At 54.3% G+C, this 22,063-nt stretch carries 15 protein-coding genes; 9 read left to right on the top strand and 6 right to left on the bottom strand.

All coding sequences use genetic code 11. The annotated features are described in order from the left end of the window. Positions 1-31 precede the first annotated feature (31 nt). Positions 32-1,228 carry a UDP-N-acetylglucosamine--LPS N-acetylglucosamine transferase gene (locus tag J2Z70_RS26875; RefSeq protein WP_036723158.1) on the bottom strand — a complete coding sequence of 399 codons (1,197 nt, stop codon included), beginning with the start codon at positions 1,226-1,228 and terminating at the stop codon, positions 32-34. Between the two features lie 300 nt (positions 1,229-1,528). On the opposite strand from J2Z70_RS26875, the gene J2Z70_RS26880 reads away from it, so the two are divergent. The 5 genes from J2Z70_RS26880 (at position 1,529) to J2Z70_RS26900 (ending at position 12,269) form a co-directional block, all read left to right on the top strand. After that, entirely contained in the window at positions 1,529-2,104 is a 576-nt protein-coding gene (locus tag J2Z70_RS26880; protein WP_076081070.1) for a TetR/AcrR family transcriptional regulator, read from the top strand. 246 nt (positions 2,105-2,350) lie between these two features. After that, positions 2,351-4,705, top strand: a complete 2,355-nt coding sequence (locus tag J2Z70_RS26885) for a YhgE/Pip domain-containing protein (protein WP_209878248.1) — start codon at positions 2,351-2,353, stop codon at positions 4,703-4,705. Between the two features lie 375 nt (positions 4,706-5,080). Beyond that, positions 5,081-9,676 carry a glutamate synthase large subunit gene (gene gltB, locus J2Z70_RS26890; protein ID WP_209878249.1) on the top strand — a complete coding sequence of 1,532 codons (4,596 nt, stop codon included), beginning with the start codon at positions 5,081-5,083 and terminating at the stop codon, positions 9,674-9,676. Between the two features lie 885 nt (positions 9,677-10,561). Then, positions 10,562-11,488 (top strand): ABC transporter ATP-binding protein, encoded by a 927-nt coding sequence (locus tag J2Z70_RS26895; RefSeq protein ID WP_036723164.1) that lies wholly within the window; start codon positions 10,562-10,564, stop codon positions 11,486-11,488. Continuing rightward, the gene (locus J2Z70_RS26900; protein WP_209878251.1) at positions 11,481-12,269 is read left to right on the top strand and encodes an ABC transporter permease; all 789 of its coding nucleotides are present in this window, start codon (positions 11,481-11,483) and stop codon (positions 12,267-12,269) included. The genes J2Z70_RS26895 and J2Z70_RS26900 overlap by 8 nt, the downstream gene beginning before the upstream one ends. 51 nt (positions 12,270-12,320) lie before the next feature. On the opposite strand, the gene J2Z70_RS26905 is transcribed toward J2Z70_RS26900, so the two are convergent. Together J2Z70_RS26905 and J2Z70_RS26910 are read right to left on the bottom strand one after the other, a co-directional pair. Beyond that, the gene (locus J2Z70_RS26905; RefSeq protein ID WP_209878253.1) at positions 12,321-12,770 is read right to left on the bottom strand and encodes a bactofilin family protein; all 450 of its coding nucleotides are present in this window, start codon (positions 12,768-12,770) and stop codon (positions 12,321-12,323) included. Positions 12,771-12,798: 28 nt separating this feature from the next. Continuing rightward, positions 12,799-14,076, bottom strand: coding sequence for a M23 family metallopeptidase (locus J2Z70_RS26910; protein WP_209878255.1), 1,278 nt, complete (start codon positions 14,074-14,076; stop codon positions 12,799-12,801). A gap of 277 nt (positions 14,077-14,353) precedes the next feature. Here J2Z70_RS26910 and cls point away from each other — a divergent pair, with 277 nt between their 5' ends. Then, complete coding sequence (gene cls, locus J2Z70_RS26915; RefSeq protein WP_209878257.1) at positions 14,354-15,784, top strand: cardiolipin synthase; 1,431 nt, start codon at positions 14,354-14,356, stop codon at positions 15,782-15,784. A gap of 167 nt (positions 15,785-15,951) precedes the next feature. Next, positions 15,952-16,860: a YitT family protein gene (locus J2Z70_RS26920; RefSeq protein ID WP_076081086.1), complete on the top strand. Its 909-nt coding sequence runs from the start codon at positions 15,952-15,954 to the stop codon at positions 16,858-16,860. A 175-nt stretch (positions 16,861-17,035) separates the two neighbouring features. On the opposite strand, the gene ligD is transcribed toward J2Z70_RS26920, so the two are convergent. Continuing rightward, a complete protein-coding gene (ligD, locus tag J2Z70_RS26925) occupies positions 17,036-17,932 on the bottom strand; it encodes a non-homologous end-joining DNA ligase (protein WP_209878259.1) in 897 nt (298 codons plus the stop codon). Positions 17,933-18,118: 186 nt separating this feature from the next. Here ligD and J2Z70_RS26930 point away from each other — a divergent pair, with 186 nt between their 5' ends. Next, positions 18,119-18,694 carry an RNA polymerase sigma factor gene (locus tag J2Z70_RS26930; RefSeq protein ID WP_209878327.1) on the top strand — a complete coding sequence of 192 codons (576 nt, stop codon included), beginning with the start codon at positions 18,119-18,121 and terminating at the stop codon, positions 18,692-18,694. Next, entirely contained in the window at positions 18,658-19,854 is a 1,197-nt protein-coding gene (locus tag J2Z70_RS26935) for a hypothetical protein (RefSeq protein ID WP_209878261.1), read from the top strand. The genes J2Z70_RS26930 and J2Z70_RS26935 overlap by 37 nt, the downstream gene beginning before the upstream one ends. 193 nt (positions 19,855-20,047) lie before the next feature. Here the strand turns inward: J2Z70_RS26935 and J2Z70_RS26940 are convergent, their stop codons facing one another. Beyond that, positions 20,048-21,091 carry an ATP-dependent DNA ligase gene (locus tag J2Z70_RS26940; protein ID WP_342593065.1) on the bottom strand — a complete coding sequence of 348 codons (1,044 nt, stop codon included), beginning with the start codon at positions 21,089-21,091 and terminating at the stop codon, positions 20,048-20,050. Then, entirely contained in the window at positions 21,039-22,019 is a 981-nt protein-coding gene (gene ku / locus J2Z70_RS26945) for a non-homologous end joining protein Ku (protein ID WP_209878263.1), read from the bottom strand. Before ku ends, J2Z70_RS26940 begins: the two co-directional genes overlap by 53 nt. Positions 22,020-22,063: the final 44 nt, after the last annotated feature.

Below are 22,063 nucleotides of genomic sequence, written 5' to 3' on the forward strand. Positions count from 1 at the left end.
TCTTTGTGTTTGGGGGAATCAGGATAAGGGCTTAAGGTGTGACATAGACGGCTTCTTCGCTCCGTACTTTGGGCGGAGGGGCGCTCCACGCCTCGGAGAAGACCGCTTCCGCAGCTGGCTTGCCCAGCATCTTAAGAATGGTGGCGGCGCAGTGCTGCGGCTGCTGGAGGTCCGGAGAGGCCTTGCGCTTCTGCGGTCCCCCGAATCCGGCATATTCGCTTAGCAGCATGGAGAACCATTTGTCCACGACGCCCGGATTCAGCATCTCGGCCAGCCCCAGCTCGACGAAATACTGGCTGTTCTTCTCTTCCTGGCCGGGGATGGCGTTATAGAACAGCATCGGAATGCCTTTGGCCTGACCTTCAGTGCAGGTCATTCCGCCGGGCTTCGTGATCAGCAGATCCGAGGCATCCATCAGCTTGTTGATCTCACTGCTGTAACCGAGAATCCTTACATTGGGATGGTTCAGCAGGGGGTTGGCCTGCATTTTGGCTATAGCCTTGTCGTTGCTGCCCATACAGAAGATAAGCTGGATCTCATTGATCCGGGCGGTGAGCGAGTTCATAATATCCTTGCCGAACATCAGGCCCCAGCCGCCGCCCATAATAAGCGCAGTCGGGATGTCGGCAAGCCCCAGCTCTTTGCGCAGCTTAGTCTTGCCCTGGGACTCCCAGAATTTCGGATGCACGGGAATCCCGGTCACTGTCACCAGCTCGGAGGGGACGCCGCGCCCCGTAAGAATGGATTTGACCCTTGAGGTCGATACCAGATATCGGTTGGCTTCCGCATTCACCCAGCTGCCGTGGGCATCATAATCTGTAATCAGCGTATAGAACGGTACATCAAGCCCCTGGTGCTTCAGCCTGGAGATGACCGCAGCGGGAATCGGATGCGTGCAGATAATCAGATCCGGCCGCAGCTGTTCAATGACCTGAGAGGCATGGGTATAAAAAATCCGGTGAAGGGCCAGCTTGGTCAACCGGTTCAGTGATTTATGATATTGGGTCTTATACATCATGCCGACCAGCTTCGGCTGGCTGCTGACAGTTTTGCGGTAAGCGGAAAGAATCCAAGGAGCGACCGTAGGATTCAGGAATTTTCCGAGCTCGAAGACCCGGCACTGAACATCGGGATTCAGCAGTCGTATTCCTTCAGCCAGAGCATAGGCTGCCCCTGTATGGCCCGTGCCGAAGCCTTCCGAAAACAGCAGTACTCTTTTCTTTCGCATAAGTTCACCTGCAACTTTCCATTATAGATAGGTTTGTTAGATAGCTTCATTAGTAGTCCGTTTGCGGTTACCGCGTACATGCTTCTCCTAATATTATACTAGGGATTTTGCTTCTTTTCTCACATTATACAAATAAGACGTAAATAGAAAGTTAAAACACTGCAATAAAATAAAAAAATTTAGCAAAAGTATTGCAAAGGCATAGGCAAAGTGGTAAAGTTGGTCTTGACCGAGTGACCGGATCAGTAAATTGGTCAAAACGGAAGTGGCAGACGATCCTTCAGGAAAGGGAGTGTATGAATGGCTGTGGTAGATCGAAGGCAGCAGGTGCTGCAGGCGGCGACGAAGTCTTTTTCATTATTCGGATATAAGGCAACAACGATGGACCAGGTCGCCAAGATTGCCAATGTCGGCAAAGGGACGATTTACACCTTTTTTACGAACAAGGAACAGTTATTTGATGAAATCCTGCGCGATGTTATCCTCGAGATGAAAATGATCGCCGAGCGGGAGATTAGGCGCGATAAGCCGTTTTTTGATAATCTGCACCGTGTGCTGGATGCCCTGCTGGAATTTCGGAGCGAACACGAGCTATTCATCAAGCTCTCCCAGGAGAGTCTGGACTTCGGAACGCCGCAGGCTGGTGAAGGACTCGACAAGATCGAGAGTGTGGTGCTTGAATATCTGGAACGGGAGGTGGAGCAGGCCATTCGTCAAGGGGAAATCAAACCCTGCGATCCCCAGATTGTGTCGGTGGTAATGTTCAGGCTATATATCGCGCTTACTGCTGAGCTGAGCAAGGTACATGTGCCGTTGACCAAAGAACAGATCAAGTATTACTTTCATCTGTTTTTGGCAGAGGGGCTGTCACAGTAGAAGTTAAGTCCGGTATAGGGATGGCGTTTCGTACAGCTGCGCTTTCCCTGATAGGAATTGACGGGCTGAGGCGGATGGTGCTGAGTTGGATCGTACTGAACAGGATAGACCCATTTTTTTTGCCTTTGAATGACCGAATGGGGAAAACAGTCATCCAGTGTTACTGTAATATTCACGAAACTATCATTTCACAGCAAGACATCGTATTTTCAAGAGAGAGCATATGATCATAAGGAGAGAACCAGAATGAAATCTTTATCCGTGTTTATGAAGGATCTTGGCGCGGTATTCAAGAATCCCAAGATGCGTATTTCCATGTTCGCCATTCTATTTATTCCTGTTCTGTACAGCGGATTGTTCCTGAAAGCATTCTGGGACCCTTACGGTAAAATGAACGAGCTTCCGGTAGCGGTTGTCAATCAGGATAAGGGTGCTGATTATGAAGGCACCAAGCTGACCGCCGGAGAAGATCTGGTCACGGAGCTGAAGAAGACGGACGGGTTCAAGTGGAATTTCGTCAGCCGGGAGCAGGCGGAAGCCGGGCTTGCGGACAATACCTATTATATGGCGATTGTGGTTCCGGAAGACTTCTCGGCCAAGGCAACTACACTGCTGGATGCAGATCCGCAGCCGGCCAAGATCATCTACGAGCCGAATGAAGGCTACAACTTCCTGGCAGGCCAGATTGGCGGCACGGCAGTGAAGGATATCAAGAGCAAGGTATCCGCCAAGATTACGGAAGCTTATACCAGTTCTGTGTTTGATAAAATCACCAAAATCGCAGGCGGTCTGGGCGAAGCCGGAGACGGTGCGACCAAGATTGCAGACGGCGCCACCAAGCTGGATGACGGCGCGCTGAAGCTGAAGGACAATCTGGTTGTCCTCACCGAAGGCACCGGCAAGCTGCTGGATGGTGTAGCGCCGCTTACGCAGGGCGTGAGTGATCTGAATAACGGTGCAGCCGCACTCAAAACCGGCAGCAGCACGCTGGCCGGAGGACTGCAGCAGTTATCCGCAGCGCATAAGCAGCTGCAGGATGGGGTGACGCAGTCGGCAGCGGGCAGCAAGCAGCTGAATGCCGGGCTGCAGAAGACGGCAGCCGGAACAGCTTCGTTACAGGCTGGAACACAGTCGGCTGTCGTCGGCACCGAGAAGCTGCAGACAGGCACGAAGGCAGTTGTGGATGGCAGCGCGAAGCTAGCGGCCGGATTATCATCCTCCGCCGAGGGCAGTGCGAAGCTTGAAGCCGGACTTACGGCTTCGAAGGACGGAAGTGCCAAGACAGCAGCCGGAGCTAAGGCTGTGTCTGACGGTCTGCAGGCGCTGGCGAAGTCGAATCCTCAGCTGGCAGCAAGCCCTGAGGTGCAGAAGCTGGTGGCAGCAAGCGCAGCAGTAGCTGCGGGCGCGGCGCAGCTGGACCAGGGTCAGCAGCAGCTCCTTGACGGAGCTGCGGCCCTGAACAGCGGCCAGGAGCAGCTGCTCCAGGGAGCGAATCAGCTGCACAGCGGTTCACAGCAGCTGGATGCAGGTGTGGGTCAGCTGCATGAGGGAGCGCAGAAGCTCTACGCAGGCAGCACACAGCTGCTGGATGGCCAGAATCAGCTGGCCGCCGGAGCAGGCGCACTGGAGAACGGCGGCGTGAAGCTGGCCGCAGGCATGAAGCAGTTCGGCGCGAAGCTGGACGAAGCTGCAGCGGGCGGCGTGAAGCTGGCAGACGGCGGCAAGGCGCTGGAAGCCGGCACCACGAAGCTGCTGGCTGGCGCAGGCAAGCTGGGCACCGGCCTCAGCTCGGTAGCCGATGGCTCGAAGAAGCTAAGTGACGGAGCGGGGCAGCTGAAGGATGGCCTGGATGAGCTGAAGACCGGCTCCGGTGAGCTGGCAAGCAAGCTGGGCGATGCGGCTTCACAGACCAAATCGGTGAACAAGACCGATGGACTGGTATCGATGTTCGCCCAGCCGGTACAGATCGAAGAAGTGAAGGTTAACAAGGTGCCTAACTACGGCACAGGATTCGCTCCTTACTTCCTGTCCCTCGGATTGTTCGTAGGTGCTCTGATCTGTACGATTGTTATCCCTATGCGTGATTCCGAAGTCATTGGAGCCAGCCGGTTCAACCGGTTCATGAGCCGTACACTTACATTCTCCATGATGAGTGTGCTTCAGGCTCTGCTGGCTGTCCTGATTGTCTTGTATGGTCTGGGACTTGAAGTACAGAATGTACCCTTGTTCTACGCCTTCTCGTTCATTACCAGCCTGGCCTTCATGTGGATGATTCAAGCGATTGTTACTTGGTTGGATCAGCCTGGCCGCTTCGTAGTCATTCTGATTCTGATCTTCCAGTTGACTACAAGCGCAGGAACCTTCCCGTTGGAGCTGATTCCTAACTGGATGAAGATCTTCAATCCGCTGCTGCCGATGACTTACAGTGTCAAAGGCTTCAAGGCAGTAATCTCTACGGGAGACTTCGGCTCCATGTGGGCCGATGCAGGAACGCTTGGCGCTTATGGGGTAATCTTCCTGGCTCTTACCTTTACCTACTTCATGACCCGCGACCGCGGCAATGAAGCGGTACTGAAAAGTGAACAAGTTTTGACTGTATAAATCAACAACATTCTTTGTAAAACATACGAACCAAAAGCGCCCCTTTACGGGGCGCTTTTGGTTTATTCATAAATATAAATAGCTAAAGGAAGTGCTGTTTTCAGGCCGGGAAAATGATTGAAACGCTTTCAGCGCATAAGCGCTTATTCGTCATTTATGCATAATTATACATTCGACAGTTTTTTTACGCTTTTATTCGCTAAAGCTGCAATGCAAAAGCAAATGTTAATCAAGCTCATAAAAAAGTTTAAATTGCGCTCATGTCAGCTCGATGATAAAATAATAACACCAATTCTGCCTGAATAATTATTAAGATTTTCCGCTGAAAAATTTTCCTGGAATTCCGTCTACTTTATAATAGAGAGGTTGCATGTGATGAGACACACTGAACTGCCCGGCAAACAGGGCCTTTATGATCCCCAGTTCGAAAAAGACGCTTGCGGCATGGGATTTGTCGCGCATATAAAAGGCAAGCCGTCCCATGATATTGTCAGTAATGCACTGACTATGCTCTTCAATATGGAGCATCGGGGAGGCCAGGGAAGCGAGCCGAACTCTGGAGACGGAGCCGGCATTATGCTGCAGATTCCCCACCGTTTCTTTGCCGGCGAAGCTGCGAAGCTGGGCTTTGAGCTTCCGGAGCCGGGCCATTATGGCGTGGGCATGATCTTTCTGTCTCATAACGAGGAGATCCGCGCCCGCCACGAGGCGCTCCTGAGCGAGATTATCGCGGAAGAGGGGCAGCAGGTACTCGGTTACCGCGATGTCCCAACCTTTGACGAAATGCTCGGCAAGACGGCCAAGGCTGCTAAGCCTTATGTACGCCAGGTATTTATCGGCCGCTCGGAGGGAATCAAGGATGACCTGTCCTTCGAACGCAAGCTGTATGTGATCCGCAAACGGGCAGAGCTGGCGATCCGCTACGGCGGGGCAGAAGAGGGCGAATCCTTCTATGTGCCGAGTCTTTCCTGTAAGAAGATCGTATACAAAGGCATGCTCACTACCGTACAGGTAGGACAATTCTATCTGGACCTCCAGGAGGAGACGCTGGAATCAGCGATTGCGCTGGTCCACTCCCGCTTCAGCACCAACACCTTCCCGAGCTGGGAACGTGCCCACCCTTACCGCTTCATGATCCACAACGGTGAAATTAACACCCTTCGCGGCAATGTGAACTGGATGCATGCCCGCCAGTCGCTGTTCAAGAGCGAGAAGTTCGGAGAAGACATCAGCAAAGTTAAGCCGGTGGTGAATCCGGACGGCTCCGATACGGCCATGTTCGATAATACCTTTGAATTCCTCTACCTGAGCGGACGCTCCCTGCCCCATGTGGCGATGATGATGGTTCCTGAGCCTTGGAGCAATCATGACAGCATGGACGAGAAGAAGAAAGCCTTCTATGAATACCACAGCACCCTGATGGAACCGTGGGACGGGCCTGCCGCAATGGGCTTTACCGACGGTGTACAGATCGGGGCTATCCTCGACCGTAACGGCCTGCGTCCTGCGCGTTACTATGTCACCAAAGATGATCTGATTATTCTTTCCTCTGAAGCGGGTGTCCTCGACATTCCGGCAGAAGATGTTCTATACAAAGACCGGCTGAGACCGGGCCGCATGCTGCTCGTGGATACGAAGCAGGGCCGGATTATCTCGGACGAAGAGGTCAAAGCCGAGATCGCCTCCGAGCAGCCTTATCAAGAGTGGCTGGATGAGCATCTGATCGGTCTCGATCAGCTCCCGGATGCACCGGAGCTGCCGAATCCGAAGCATGATAATGTGCAGCAGCTGCAGCAGTCCTTCGGATATACTTTCGAGGATCTGCGCAAGGTGCTGGAGCCTATGGCCTCCACAGGCGCCGAAGCTGTCGGCTCCATGGGTTACGATTCGCCGCTGGCCGTGTTATCAGACCGTCCACAGCGCCTGTACAATTACTTTAAGCAGATGTTCGCCCAGGTCACCAACCCGCCGATTGACGCCATCCGTGAAGAACTGGTAACGTCCACAGCGACTACGATCGGACCTGAACGCAACCTGCTGAAGGCAGAACCGGAGAGCTGCCGGCAGATCTCGCTGGATTCTCCGATTCTCTCGAACGAGGATTTCGCCAAAATCCGTCATGTCCGCCGTGCGGGCTTCAAGTCGATGTCCATTCCGATTCTCTTCCCGGCCGAGTTGGGGGCAGAGGGTCTCAGAATTGCGCTTGACCGGATGAATGAGGCGGCAGACCGCGTCATGGGCAAGGGACATAATATCCTTATTCTGTCCGACCGGGGTGTAGACCGCGAGAATGCGGCAATTCCGGCGCTCCTGGCAGTCTCCAGCCTGCATCACCATCTGATCCGCTCGGGAACCCGTACCAAGGTCAGCATCCTGCTGGAATCCGGCGAACCGCGTGAAGTTCATCATTATGCGCTTCTGCTGGGTTATGGTGTAAGTGCGGTCAATCCTTACCTGGCCTTCGAGAGTCTCGATGACATGATCAGCCAAGGCCTGCTCCGCGGAATCTCGCATGAGAAGGCTGTGAAGAACTATATCAAGGCAGCTACGAAGAGCGTGGTCAAAATTCTGTCCAAAATGGGAATCTCCACGATTCAGTCCTATCGGGGGGCACAGATCTTTGAAGCGGTCGGTCTGAATTCCGAGTTCGTAGACCGTTACTTCACTTGGACACCTTCGCGTATCGGCGGAATTGGCCTGGAGGAAGTGGCGCAAGAAGCACTTGCCAGCCATAACCGCGCCTTCACCGACAAAGACGGCAACGATATGGTGCTGGATTCCGGCGGTGAATACCAGTGGCGCAGTGACGGGGAAGAGCATCTGTTCAACCCGCAGACCATTCATCTGCTTCAGCACTCCGTGCGCAGCGGTGATTATGAGATGTATAAGAAGTATGCAGCGCTCGTTCAGGGCGAAAGCGAGAAGCACCAGACGCTGCGCTCGATGCTGCAGTTCAAGAGCGTAGGTGCTCCGGTATCACTGGATGAGGTAGAATCGGCTGAATCGATCATGAAACGCTTCAAGACCGGTGCCATGTCCTTCGGCTCGATCAGCAAGGAAGCACATGAGACGCTGGCTATTGCCATGAACCGTATCGGCGGCAAGAGCAACACCGGGGAAGGCGGAGAAGATCCGGCGCGCTTCCTTACGGACGCTAACGGCGATTCCCGCCGCAGTGCGATCAAGCAGGTCGCTTCTGGACGGTTCGGCGTTACCTCCAACTATCTGGTGAACGCCGACGAGATTCAGATCAAGATGGCGCAGGGCGCGAAGCCGGGTGAAGGCGGACAGCTTCCGGGCCGCAAGGTGTACCCTTGGGTGGCAGAGGTCCGCGGTTCAACGGCAGGTGTGGGATTGATCTCGCCGCCGCCGCATCATGATATCTATTCGATTGAGGATCTGGCCGAGCTGATCTATGATCTGAAGAATGCCAATCCGCGTGCCAGCATTAACGTGAAGCTCGTTTCTGAGGTTGGCGTAGGCACCATTGCCGCAGGTGTGGCGAAGGGCCGCGCTGATATTATCCTGATCAGCGGTTATGATGGGGGGACCGGCGCTTCGCCGATGAACTCCATCCGTCATGCCGGACTGCCTTGGGAGCTGGGCCTGGCGGAGACCCACCAGACGCTGATGCTGAACAATCTGCGCGACCGTGTCGTGCTGGAGACTGACGGCAAGATGCTCAGCGGGCGCGACCTCGCGGTAGCCGTTCTGCTGGGTGCTGAAGAATACGGCTTCGCTACTGCACCTCTGGTAGCCGTAGGCTGTATCATGATGCGTGTATGCCAGATGGACACCTGTCCGGTGGGCGTAGCGACCCAGAACCCTGAGCTTCGCAAGAACTTCATGGGTGATCCGCAGCATGTAGTGAACTTCATGACCTTCGTGGCACAGGATCTGCGCGAGATTATGGCAGAGCTGGGCTTCCGGACGATTGAAGAGATGGTCGGCCGTACCGATTGTCTGGATGCGGTTAAGGCATCCACGCACTGGAAGAAGAAGGGCGTCGATCTGAGCAGCCTGCTGCACATTCCGGCTATGCCGGAAGGAAGCACACGCTTCCGCAGCAAGTTCCAGAACCACGGTCTGGAAGAGACTCTGGATATGACGCATCTGCTCGATATTGCTGCACCTGCGCTGGAATCCGGCACGGCAGTGGAAGCTTCCCTGCCGATCACGAACGTGAACCGTGCCGTGGGTACGATTCTCGGCAGTGAGCTGACACGCAAATACGGCGCAGCCGGATTGCCGGACGATACGATCCGCCTGCACTTTACCGGATCTGCGGGACAGAGTCTGGGCGCCTTCGTGCCGAAGGGCGTCACCATTACCGTTGAAGGCGACTCGAATGACTATGTCGGCAAAGGGCTGTCCGGAGGCAAGCTGATTATCCGGCCTTCGCGCAAGGCTACCTTCGCGGCAGAAGAGAATATCATCATCGGAAATACGGCGCTGTACGGAGCAACCGGCGGCGAAGCTTATGTGAGCGGTATTGCCGGTGAACGGTTCGCCGTCCGCAACTCCGGGGCGAATGTAGTCGTTGAAGGCGTAGGCGACCACGGCTGCGAATACATGACCGGCGGCCGTGTGGTTGTACTGGGTACAACAGGCCGTAACTTTGCAGCAGGGATGTCGGGCGGTATCGCTTATGTATATGATCCTGACAACACCTTCATCAAACGCTGTAACCTGGAGATGGTGCTGCTGGAGCGTGTAGAGGAAGCGGACGAAATCGCTGAACTGCATGCTATGATCAGCCGCCATACCCAGCATACAGACAGTAATGCGGGCCGGGCGATTCTGGATTCATGGGATGAGGCCCTGCCGAGATTTGCCCGTGTCATTCCGAAGGATTACAAACGGATGCTGGAGCAGATCCGCAAGGTGGAGAGCAGCGGTTTGACCGGTGAAGCTGCACTGATGGCTGCTTTTGAAGCGAATATGCGTGAGCTTGCGCGTGTTGGCGGTTAAGATTTTACACTTCATAAATGATGTGCTTCAGCATTGACGGAGCGCATCGTAATAAGAGGCCCTATCCTTCCATTGCGGAAGGATAGGGCTTTTTTGTGGTCGCAAGCACGTGCATGACCCAAATGTAAGTGAAAAATAACATACATTGGCTGACGCGCAGGCGCATGGGCCGAATGTATGTCAAAAACAGCATTGGGTTACCACGCAGGCGCATGGCCCAAATGTATGTCAAAAACAGCATACATTGTGCTCGCACGCACGCGCATGGGCCGAATGTATGTCAAAAACAACATACATTGGCTGACGCGCAGGCACATGGCCCAAATGTATGTCAAAAACAGCATACATTGGGTTATCACGCAGGCGCATGGTCCAAATGTATGTCAAAAACAGCATACATCGGGTTACCCCGCAGGCGTGTAGATCAAATGTAGGCGAAAAATAGGCATGACAAGACAGAGGCCTTGTCACCCCCAGGAATGAAAATAAGTCGGGTGCATCAGTCGCATCCCGACTTTTATTTTCGTATTAAACCAAATTCATAAATTGTTCTGGCTTAATTTTGCTGGCTTACAGGTTTACCATTCATCCGGCAGGATGATTTTGTTTCCTTTCTATCCTTTCACTGCATTTCTTTCCTAATTTCAGGGAAAGGGGGGGTGTGGTAAAATATATAAATGGTTGAAAATGGGTTGCTGATGCACTGATAAGGTTAATAATAGCTTGAACTGAAAAAGACAATAATAAGATGGGGTAATTGAAGTCCAAACGTTCTCCGCAGTTACGGCTACATCTAGATTAGAGTCTCTTCAGTGCTGCTATGAAAGCGTCTTATCCGAAAGCGCATGCCTTTTTCACACCAAACCGACGAAAGGAAGTGAAGTTATGCCGAATACGGCAGAAGTGGTGAAGCCTGTAGCCAGCCTGATGGGGGTTACCAAAAGAATAGGCTCCAAAACGCTGATCAGCGACTTGACACTCGACATTCCACCCGGGCAAATCTTCGGATTCCTCGGGCCGAACGGAGCCGGTAAAACCACTACCATCCGTATGATGGTAGGACTGATCTCCATTAGCCGCGGGGATATCCTGATCTGCGGACGAAGCATCAAAGACCATTTTGAAGAGGCTATAGCTAATGTGGGGGCCATCGTAGAGAATCCTGAAATGTACAAGTTCCTAACCGGATACCAGAATCTTCGCCAGTATGCCCGCATGGTGCCAGGCGTGACCAAAGAGCGCATCAATGAAGTAGTTGAGCTGGTTGGCCTCAGTCAGCGGATCAATGACCGGGTCAAGACCTATTCCTTAGGGATGCGCCAGCGGCTGGGGGTGGCCCAGGCTCTGCTGCATCGGCCGAAGCTGCTGATTCTGGATGAGCCGACCAACGGACTGGACCCGCAGGGTATCCGCGAGCTGCGTGATTATCTGCGCAAGCTGTGTCAGACTGAGGGGACAACCGTGTTTGTCTCCAGTCACCTGCTGTCGGAGATGGAGCTGATGTGCGATAGTGTGGCGATTATCCAGAACGGCCGGCTGATCGATGTGAAGCAGCTTAAGACGGTCGGGGATGCAGCGGTACCGGTAAGCCAGACGTTCTTCGAGGTAGATAACCCTGAGGCTGCACTGGCGCAGATCGGCCAAGGTGTAATCATGGAAGGCGGATTAGCAGTAGATGCGGTGCGGGAGGAGATTGCTGAGCTGAATGCCAAGCTGGTAGCTGCCGGGATTAAGGTCTACAGCATCAAGGCGATGTCCCGTTCGCTTGAAGATCAATTCTTGGAAATTACAGGAGGTGAAGGCATTGGGTGAGTTCGCTTCTCTCATACATAATGAGAATATCAAAATATTCAGACGTCTGCGGACATGGATTATGCTGGTTCTTCTGGCACTGATGAGTGCGCTGTTTCCGGCGCTAATTCATTTCACCACGAACGGAAGTAATGTAGTCGGGCTGTGGGACAGCTTCCGGACCACCGTAACCATCGCATTTTTCCTGAATACCATCTTCACTGCCTTAGTGGCTGCCGACTCCGTAGCGGGCGAATTCACCTGGGGAACGATTAAGCTGCTGCTGATCCGCCCTTGGAGCCGCTCCAAGATTCTGCTCTCGAAGTATATTTCGCTGGTTATCTTCAGTCTTGTCAGCACGGGTGTACTGATCCTGTTTGGCTATGGCTCCGCCTTCATTTTCTCTTCCGGGGCTGCAGGGATTTCGGGGGACATGGTGATGGGCTGGGGGCAAGGGGAATATGTCTTCATGCTGATTCTGTGCAGCTACATTGAGCTGTTCCTGACAGCAGCCATTGCCTTCATGATCTCCAGCGTATTCCGTTCCAGCGGCCTGGCGATTGTGCTGTCGCTGTCGATCATGTTCACCAAGGATATCTTTATCGCCATCTTCAACCCCGACCGGTATGAGTGGGCGAACTATCTGATTTTTGCCCATATGAATCTTAGTAATTATGTGGTGTCGGATACCGGTCCCGGGGGAGCGACGCTGGGGTTCGCGATTGCCGTCCTGGCTGTGTATTATGTGGTATTCATGGCGGTATCATGGATTGTGTTCCGTAAAAGGGATGTAGCAGCGTAAGTAGCAGGATAGGGCTGGCTAGTGTAACCGTACAGGCTGAGAGCTTACGGCTCATGCGCCCTCCAGCTTACTCTGCTTGCTCTCTCTGCGCTTGCCTGCAGTCTTCTTGGTATTGACCGTATGCAGCCCGCCCGCTGTCTCAGGGGCGGGCTGTTCGGTCATGGCCACAGCCCCGTTCAGCAGGCTGCCTTCCGCAATGCTCAGGGAACCGGCGGCAATGTTACCATGCAGTTGTCCTGTTCCGGTGAGAATGAGCTTCCGCTGGGCGGTTACGTCTCCATAGACCTTGCCGGCGATAATGATCTCCTGCGCCTCAATGCTGGAGTGGACGGTGCCTTGTTCACCAACCGTCACTGTACCCTCACACAGAATCTCCCCGCTGAAATTCCCTTCAATCCGCAGGTTCGTATCGCAATGCACTTTCCCTTCGAGCGTGCCGCCATGGCCGATCAGCGAGTCGGTTGACTTGGGTGAAGCACCCGGTCCACGTCTATTCCACATTCCCGCATTCCTCCTTATATTCTTAATATTATGAAGGCTTAACATAATTGAGCGGATTCACCGGCTTGTTCTGCTTCACGACCTGAAAATGCAGATGGGGGCCCGTGCTGCGCCCGGTGCTGCCCAGCATGCCGATCTGCTCCCCTTTGCCGACCCGCTCACCGGGGGTGACTATCATCTGGTTCAAATGCATGTACCAGGTCTCCAGTCCATTGTCATGCTTGATGATGATGTATTTGCCCCGGGCTCCCATTTGTTCTGCAGAGGTAACTACGCCGCCCAGTGCTGCGTATACTGCATCTCCGATATTTCCGGCAATATCAATCCCGGAATGATAAGCAGAGACGCCCTTGAAAGGATCGGAGCGGTAACCGAAGCTGGAGGTAATGACCTTCGAGCCGGTAGGCCACATCACGGCCCGTGCCAGCCGGGCTTGCTTCTCCTGGGCTTGTTTTGCCTGAAACTCCGCTCTTGTCTTGTGTGCCTTCTCGGCCTGTGTAATCGTGCTTGAGATACTGCTGATCATCTCATCCATGATGCTGTGGATCTCCTCGAAGTCGTCCTTTGTCTCCTCAACCAGCCGCTGCGGATCATTCTCATAGACGGCGACATATTCACCGCCGACCTGCGGATTGGCAGTCGGGTTCAGTGCTGTAGCAGCAGCCCTGATCCGGAAGTTGACGGCAGGCGATACGGCGGCAGAGAGAGCTTCCGGCTGTTCCCGGATGAACGGGCCGGCGCTTAACCGGCTGACCTTGCCATAGCTTCCGGCGGCTGCGGTTCCTGCTCCGGTATCAGGCAAATCTGCCACTACCGGCTGGCTGCCTTTGAAGGAAGTTGCTGAGGTTGACGTATCCGCGCTGTAGGTCTTGGAGCCAGCATTTTCAGTGCGGATAGCCGCACTAGAACCGCTACCGGCAGCAGAAGAGGTGGTTTCTTTGTTGATCAGTGATTGCAGTTGCTCTTCCAGCTCAGTCACACTCTTCAGCTTGTCTTTAATGCTCTCCGCTTCCTCCGAGAGCTCGCTGACCTGGCCGCGCAGCTGCTGTAGCGCCTGATCCTTATCGGCAACCTTCAGCTCCATGCGGATATTGGTCAGCGATAAGGCGGCCGCTTCGGCCTCCAGCTCTGCGATGGACCGGGAGGCATGGATATGCATGGAGGTGACCAGACTGGAGAGGGACAGCGCGGCCGCGGCAGGCAGCGCCAGAGCGAAGGGCTTTGACATTTGCAGCTGCTTCACAGGCCGTCCGGCCTCACGCATAACGAGCAGCGTAATCTTTTCCTGACTTGGCTGACTCTTCATAACGTCTCCTTACTGCGGCCATGGCAGCCGCTGGGTATGAACTGACTGAAATCATCTGTCGGGGTGCAGGGGGCTTATCCGATTCGTCCTACTACTCTATGTATTCCATAACTAAGGTGAACATGACAACGGTTTACTTGAATAAAGAAGGAGAGTTAAGGCAAAACCTGTAGTAAGCGCAGGCTTCTGCCGCCGCAGATTCCTCATGAAAGTTAGCAGGCGCTGTCTATGCCCGCAGAGATAGTAATAGTTCATTCAGTTGATCAGGAGGCCCGGAATGAGGATATTTGCCGTGATCTTATGTCTTTTTATTGTGCAGCTTGCCATTATTACCGCTTCCGAATTCCGCCGTCCGCAGCGGGCGCTTGCCTGGATATGTATTACCTTCTGCTGCCCGCCGCTGGGTCTGCTGTTCTACTATTTCCTGGGGCGCGATTACTGGCAGAGCCGCAAGCTCGTGAACCGGTGCGTCTCCCTGCTGCGGGAAATCCGTATTCATGTTGCCGGCAAGATTCATAAGGTCAAGCAGGCGGAGGATACCGGCAACCCCGGATTTGAACACCGCTCTGAGCTGCTGCATCTGTTCTCTGAACTGGCGGACAGTCCGGTTACAAGCCACAACCGGTGTGAAGTGCTGTCCAGCGCACAGGCAGCGTATAAGTCCATGCTGGAGGTGATGGAAGGTGCGCAGGAGCATATCCACATGGAATTTTATATTTTCCGGGAGGACGGGATCGGCCGGCAGTTCCAGGAGCTGATGATCCGCAAGGTACGCCAGGGGGTGAGGGTGCGCCTGCTGTGCGATGGCCTGGGCAGCCATAAACTTAGCCGGGGCTTTGTGAATACACTGAAGAACGCGGGAGTGCAGGTTTATTTTTTTCTGCCGCCGCTGACTGCACTGCCGGACCGCCGGTTCAACTACCGCAATCACCGGAAGATCCTGGTGGTGGACGGACTGACCGGATTCACTGGAGGCATGAACATCGGCGATGATTATCTGGGCAAAAATCCGGAAATGGGCTACTGGCGGGATACACATCTGCGGCTTGAAGGGGATGCCGTCTATCATCTGCAGTATGTGTTTCTCAAGGACTGGCGGCTGGCGGCCGGTGAAGCTCTCAGCCATCCGCGCTTCTTTCCGGATCATGACTGTAGCGGAAGGGAAGCCGTGCAGATTGTCGCCAGCGGTCCCGATGCGGGCATAGATGCCACCCAGGAGATGTATTTTGCTTCCATCTGTGCCGCGAGGCAACGTATCTGGATGACCTCACCATACTTCATCCCCGACCCCGCGATTTGCAGGGCGCTGAAGAATGCAGTCCTTAGCGGTGTGGACGTAAGGATTATTATCCCGGCGAAGCCGGATAACAAGCTGGTCTATTATGCCACGCTGGCGTATCTGGAGAATCTGCAGGACGCCGGCGTGAAATTTTACCGTTATACCAGAGGGTTCATGCATGCCAAGGTAATGATTATCGACAGCCTGCTGGCCACCGTCGGCAGTGCCAATCTGGACATGCGCAGCTTCTATTCCAACTTCGAGCTGACGGCGGTGCTGTTCCGTCCGGAGACAATTACAGAGCTGGCTGAGGACTTCAGCAGAGATCTGGAGCAGAGTGAATTCATTGATCCGAAAAAGTTCCGGGAGCGCAGCCGTAATGTCAAACGCATAGAAAGTCTGTGTCAGCTCTTATCTCCGCTATTATGACAGAAAAGATGGCCGAATCATCGATTATCGAAGGTTATATCAATTTACATGCGTTATTTGACTTTCTTTTATGATATAATGGAAATATAAGAAGAACAGGGGAGAAGGCACGACTGTACGTTCGCTTTCGTAAGCTTCTTAGATATACTATTTATAGGGGGAGTTCTATGACTGTAAGCCAACATATCTTTACGAGTGAAGAACAGAAGAAGCCGGAGAAGTCTGGAGTGTTCAAGACGGCAAGACTGGCCCAGCGGATTGTGATGATTGTCATCGGAGCGGCCATGATGTCTGTTGCCCTTGAAATTTTTCTTGTTCCCAATAAGTTGATTGATGGCGGAATCACCGGTATTTCCATTATGTTGTCCCATATTTTCAATATACCGCTCGGTATTCTATTGACCCTGCTTAACCTGCCGTTCCTGGTTATCGGGTATAAGCAGATCGGTAAGACATTTGCCTTATCTACTCTATTTGCTGTAATTGTAATGTCCATCGGTACCCAGTTGCTCCATCCTGTTCATCCCATTACGGTTGAGCCGCTGCTCGCAGCAGTATTCGGAGGGGTAATTCTCGGCGTTGGGGTCGGGCTCGTTGTCCGTTACGGCGGATCGCTCGATGGTACTGAGATTGTAGCCATTCTTGTATCCAAGAGGCTTCCGTTCTCTGTAGGGGAAGTCGTTATGTTCTTCAACCTGTTCATCCTGTCCGGCGCAGGCTTTGTGTTCGGCTGGAATAATGCGATGTTCTCGCTCATTGCGTATTACATTGCTTTCAAACTGATCGATATTACACTTGAAGGTCTGGACCAGTCCAAGTCGGTATGGATTATCAGTGATAAATTCCGTGATATCGGCGAAGCTCTGACGGAGCGTCTGGGACGCGGAGTGACTTATCTTGATGGTGAGGGCGGATTCTCCGGCGATAACAAGAAAGTGATTTTTGTTGTCATTACCCGTCTGGAAGAAGCGAAGCTGAAGTCTATCGTAGAAGATTGGGATTCTGACGCGTTCATCGCGATCGGCAATATCCATGATGTTAAGGGCGGCCGCTTCAAGAAAAAAGCAATTCATTAGCATTAGCGTAACCGGTTCAGCCGGAACGCTTCGAAGGAAGGTATATTTACGAACGACAGAGTAACCCATACGGCGGTCCTGACTTGTTGCGCCGTATGCCCATATATAATAATACCTTCCGTCCTGATTCTGGACGCAAGAATAAGCCCGCAGCCTGAGAAAGGCATTTGCGGGCTTATTGCTGTCCTGAGGGCAGCTTGGCAATAATCGCTTCGACCGGCTGAGGAGGAACCTTGGCAATCAGATCTCCTAACCGGCCGAGACGCTCTTCTATATTCAGCAGGTTGAAATCTGTAGGCTTGACGCCCCGTTCAACCTCCTCCCACAGGAGGGGAGTGGAGACAGTAGCCAGCGGCCGGGCGCGCGGGGTGTACGGGGCAGCGAGTGTTTTGCCGCCGTAATGCTGGAGATAATCGAAATATATTTTATCCCCGCGATGCTTCTTCAGACGCTCCAGGGTGAAGAGATCGGGCCGCTTCTCGGTGACATAACGGCCTACGAAATGCCCGATCCGGCGCAGTTCATCGAAGGTCACCCCCGGCTTAACCGGAACAATGATCTGCACTCCGGTGGCTCCCGAGGTTTTGGGAACGGAGTCCAGTCCGAGCGATCTCAGCACCTCCCCTACCACAGCAGCAGCTTCCATAATCCGTGGTTCGACCTCAAGCGAAGGGTCCAGATCAATCATCCATTCGCAGGGCAGTGTATTGCCGGCATAATGGAGGGAGGGATGGAATTCGAGCGCAGCCAGATTGCCCAGCCAGAGCAGCTCCGGCAGGCCCTGCAGCACAATGTAGGTGATATTGTCCTGCACCGCCGTGCGGACGAATTCCGGCAGCGGCTCCGGGGCGTTCTTCTGATAGAAGGACATCCCCGGAACGCCATGGGGATAGCGGATCACCGTGAGCAGCCTGTCCTTGCAATAGCGCAGCAGGTAGGGCGAGAGAGCCGCCAGCTTTTGCAGATAGATCTGCTTGGTGATGCCCATCTCGGGCCAGAGCGGTTTGTCGGGATTGGTGATGCTGATTTGCTGCCCGTCTACGGTAATGGTTCCTTTGGTGGCCGCTGGCATGGGACATCCCTCCTTAGGCTTGTGTATGTCTGCCTAGTATTTGCCGTGCTGCCGGTTTTCAGTCGGGATTCCGGTCCGGGATAAGGGCAGTTCACACTTTTTTGCGCAAAATGTCCCTTTTGGCCCGGGCAGGTGCTTATAAGGGTGTTAGCTAGAAGAGAGGAGCGTTTTACGATTTTGGATGAAATGGAACACCTCGTTGTTAAGGTTCAAAACGGCGACGTGGAGCAGTACGGGCGGATCGTTGAAGCTGTTCAGCAGCCGATGTACCGTTATTGCAGCCGTCTGCTAGGCAGCGGGGCAGAGGCGGAGGATGCCGTGCAGGAGATTCTGGTCAAAGCCTATCAAAATATCGGCAAGTACCGTCCGCTGGTCAGCTTCTCTTCATGGCTGTATAAAATCGCTTATCATCATTGCCTGGCGGTTATCCGCCAGCGCCAGCGGCAGAGCCGGGTGATGCTGCTGCTGCGGCCGCAGAAATACGCGGAAAGCCCGGAGCAGCAGATGGACCGCTTCCTGTTCGATGAACCGCTCGCTGTAGCGCTTTCCCGGCTGAAGGTGGAGGAGCGGAACCTGCTTTTGCTGAGGGTTTTTGAAGAGCAGAGCTTTGCCGAAATCGCCGTGATTCTGGGCAAGAATCAGGATGCGGTCAAAAAAAGATATCAGCGCACGATTATTAAACTCACCAACCTGCTGAAATCGCAAAGAGAAGGGGACGAACCACAATGGACGAGCACTTCGCTGCTGAAGAAAAAAGGATAAGACGAATGGGCGCAGGTGAGGCAGCGGGCAGCATTGATGTTAAGTCATCCGTTATGGAGCGGGTACGGGTCATCCATGCACAGCGGCTTGCATCAGAGGGCGGAGGAACGCCAGCTTCACCGGGGCAAGCGGTGCCTGAAATGGTTAGGCAAGGGCCTGTGATGACCAGGCAGCCGATACCTTCGCTGCGTCCTGCGGTACAGCGGGGCAGAAGGCTGGCCGCCGGACTCTGTGCGGTTGCGCTGCTGGGGCTGGCTGGGTTCAGCGTTCTCCGCCATGGAACAGACCAGGAAACTACGGGGAAGGCGCTGCACCCGGACTTTGCGGTCATCCGGCAGACGGAGGGGCAGCCTCTGTTCTTGAAGGACAGCGGCGGCAGAGTTGTGGCGCAGCTTAGGTACGCTGAATCGAAGGTCTACACGCCTTACATTGGCTCTAGCTCCGCCCGGGAACGTTACTTTAAGCTAAGGGAGCAATATGAACAACAGGCGCAAGCGGATTTACAGCCGGGAGAGACAGCAGCTTATTATGTCAATGACAGTGAATTGATTGCATTGATGAACGGGCTGGGGTATGGAAAACCGCTATTTTTCACCAGCAGAACGGTTACGTATACCAGCTACGCGAAGCTGTCAGCCGCCCGGGAGCAAACGGGCAAGTGGAGCTTTGCACTGCCGCCTGAGCGAATAGGCGGGTTACAGTTTGCGGAGGGCCGGCTGTTCGCCAAAACCCCCTCTGCGTTTGAGCCGGAGTATAGGCTGGCACTGGAGGCATTGAAGGCCAAAACGGAAGCTGCTCCGGACGGGAATCCGCTGGCTGCAACTTTATGGCCCTTGGAGAATATCGCAAGCGCCGAGGTGATCTATCGGGATGGCAGCCAGCAGCTGAAGCTTCAGTTATTCTGGAATAACGCAGCAACAACCGGTCCTTCGCAAATTCACGTATCCCCCGGCCAAACGGCTGAACTATGGACCTACGAGGATAAGGAGCTGCTGTTCATTCCGGGGGCAGGCGCTGGAGAAGAGAACGGAAGTTCAGTAAGCAGACTGTATTGGTATGATAACGCCTATGGAGGGCTTGCTTTGATGACGGACCCGCCGGATAAGCGGTTGACCCGGGAGCAATGGGAGAGCCTTGCCGCCGGGATGGTTCAGCGTTGAAGAGATAAGGCGTTGAGTGAGGGTGTTCCAGAAGCCGGCATAGGCAGGGACACCTTCTTTGTATGCGAAAAACCGACCATAATGAGCAGTGCGGACGGCAGCAGAGAGTACACATTAACGGATACCCGGAACACTGTGCAGAGTAAGGCTGAACTGCTGAAACTTGCCGGAAGCCTTACTCCCCAATAGGCAGCTAGAACCCTCTCTGGCTTAAAGAACAGTAATGGGCGGGCAGATCGACCTGAGCCTGAATCACAGGCTGGCGGAAGGTGCCGGAGGGATTCCATTCCAGAAAATGCAGCTTAAACACCAGCTCAGGCTTAATCCAAACGGAGCCTGAGCTTCGCTGCGGGAGTGCGGCAAACGGCATATGCTCTGTGACAAGTCCCGGAATCCGTCCGGTCAGTGTCCGCCAGTCCTGGACGGTCATTCTGCCTGCTCCGGCATGTCCGATATAATGCAGCCTGCCGGCATCATCATACAGGCCGAACAGCAGCGCATTCACGATGCCGTCCCGGAAGGTGACGCCCCCGGCGACAGCGGTGACATCGGAGATGATCTTGAGCTTCTGCCAGCGCTTGTCCTTGCCGCCCGGCGCATAAGCGCTGTCCAGATCCTTGCAGACGATCCCCTCCAGACTGCCCTGCCGCGCCGCAGCGAGCAACTGGACGGGATCGGGGTAGCTCGGCACCTGCTGCACATGGGGATGGGGCAGCAGCATCTCCTTCAGCAGCTCCTGCCGCCGGGACAGCGGTTCATCCAGCAGCCAGATGCCGTCACAATACAGCATATCAAAAACCATATACAGCACCGGAACCTGCGGCTGCACTGCCCGGATCGCCGCCTCGTTCTTCAGGCTGTCCCGCCGCATGACCTCATGGAAGGAGGGCTTGCCGTCGCTGAGTGCAATGATCTCGCCATCCAGAATGAAGGAGCCTGCCCGGCAATAGCTTCCTGGTTCGGCCAGCTCAGGATATTGGAGCGTGCGCCGATTGCCACGGCGGTTAATCAGTTCAGCATGGCTCCCGTCGTAATAGGAGATCATCCGCACGCCGTCCCATTTGATCTGGGCGATCCACTGTTCTCCGCTAGGAAGCACAGAGGCCAGTACAGGCTCAAACGGAGTGATGGTCTTAAGCTGAAGGGAGCTGTCCAGCCTGGCGGCGGGTGCAGACGCCCGGCCTCTAGGCACCGGTTCCCTTGCTCTTCGCGCTCCGGCGCTTCGGCTTCGGGGCAATCACCGGAATTGGTCCGGTAGCTTCATCTACAACCGGAGCGGCGGCTGTATCGGTTGAAGTCCCTGCGGCAGTGGCCTTGGCCGGACGTTTCTTCGCACCGGCGGCTGTCCTTGGCTTAGCCCCGCTGCCTCCCTTAGCCGGTCCGGGATCGGAAGGAATATGCTGCACAGCCTCGATACTGGCCTGCAGGGCAGCCATCAGATCGATAACATTGTTCTCCTGGCGGGCCGGAGCAATATGGAACTCTTCGCCTGCAATCTTATGTGTAATCAGATCAAGCATCCGCTGGCGGTAATCATCGGTGTATTTGGCAGGCTCGAACGGGGTGGACAGCTGTGAGATCAGCAGCTTGGCCATATCCAGCTCTTTGTCGTTCACGCTGCCCGGCTCCGGCAGGCCGGGAACCTGCGATACCGGACGGACCTCGTCCGGGTAATAGATCGTTTCAATCGCCAAGCAGTCCGCCAGGACGCGGATGGCGGCCAGACTGCTTTTGGAGCGGATGGAGATCTTGGCAATACCGATCTTCCCGGTCTGACGCATCGCCTCCATCAGCAAACGGTAAGCATTGGCGCCTGCCTGGTCTGGCGATAAATAGTAGGTCTTCTGGAAATAAATCGGGTCAATCTCCGTCAAATCCACGAAATCCAGTATGGTGATGCTCTTACTGCTCTCCTCGCTTAGCTGATCCAGCTCCTCCTTGTCGAACAAAACAAACTTGCCCTTCTCATATTCGTACCCCTTGCCGATCTCCTCCCAGGTGACTTCCTTGTCACAGACAGGACATTTACGTACATAAGACAGCGGACTGCCGCATTCTTTGTGGATGTAGCGCAGCGAGATGTCTTTATCCTCCGTAGCGGAGAACATCTTGACCGGAACATGCACAAGCCCGAAGCTGATGGCTCCTTTCCAAACGGTATGCATGAGAATCGCCTCCTGATGGGATGTGGTATGGCTTAGTATGGGGA

This window comes from Paenibacillus silagei (genome assembly GCF_017874735.1).
Lineage (GTDB): Bacteria > Bacillota > Bacilli > Paenibacillales > Paenibacillaceae > Paenibacillus_AQ > Paenibacillus_AQ silagei.

Bases quoted from the DNA above. Each gene is read 5' to 3' on its own strand.
- J2Z70_RS26875 (WP_036723158.1), bottom strand. From the start codon at position 1,228: ATGCGAAAGAAAAGAGTACTGCTGTTTTCGGAAGGCTTCGGCACGGGC.
- J2Z70_RS26880 (WP_076081070.1), top strand. From the start codon at position 1,529: ATGGCTGTGGTAGATCGAAGGCAGCAGGTGCTGCAGGCGGCGACGAAG.
- J2Z70_RS26885 (WP_209878248.1), top strand. From the start codon at position 2,351: ATGAAATCTTTATCCGTGTTTATGAAGGATCTTGGCGCGGTATTCAAG.
- gltB (WP_209878249.1), top strand. From the start codon at position 5,081: ATGAGACACACTGAACTGCCCGGCAAACAGGGCCTTTATGATCCCCAG.
- J2Z70_RS26895 (WP_036723164.1), top strand. From the start codon at position 10,562: ATGCCGAATACGGCAGAAGTGGTGAAGCCTGTAGCCAGCCTGATGGGG.
- J2Z70_RS26905 (WP_209878253.1), bottom strand. From the start codon at position 12,770: ATGTGGAATAGACGTGGACCGGGTGCTTCACCCAAGTCAACCGACTCG.
- J2Z70_RS26910 (WP_209878255.1), bottom strand. From the start codon at position 14,076: ATGAAGAGTCAGCCAAGTCAGGAAAAGATTACGCTGCTCGTTATGCGT.
- cls (WP_209878257.1), top strand. From the start codon at position 14,354: ATGAGGATATTTGCCGTGATCTTATGTCTTTTTATTGTGCAGCTTGCC.
- J2Z70_RS26920 (WP_076081086.1), top strand. From the start codon at position 15,952: ATGACTGTAAGCCAACATATCTTTACGAGTGAAGAACAGAAGAAGCCG.
- ligD (WP_209878259.1), bottom strand. From the start codon at position 17,932: ATGCCAGCGGCCACCAAAGGAACCATTACCGTAGACGGGCAGCAAATC.
- J2Z70_RS26930 (WP_209878327.1), top strand. From the start codon at position 18,119: ATGGAACACCTCGTTGTTAAGGTTCAAAACGGCGACGTGGAGCAGTAC.
- J2Z70_RS26935 (WP_209878261.1), top strand. From the start codon at position 18,658: ATGGACGAGCACTTCGCTGCTGAAGAAAAAAGGATAAGACGAATGGGC.
- ku (WP_209878263.1), bottom strand. From the start codon at position 22,019: ATGCATACCGTTTGGAAAGGAGCCATCAGCTTCGGGCTTGTGCATGTT.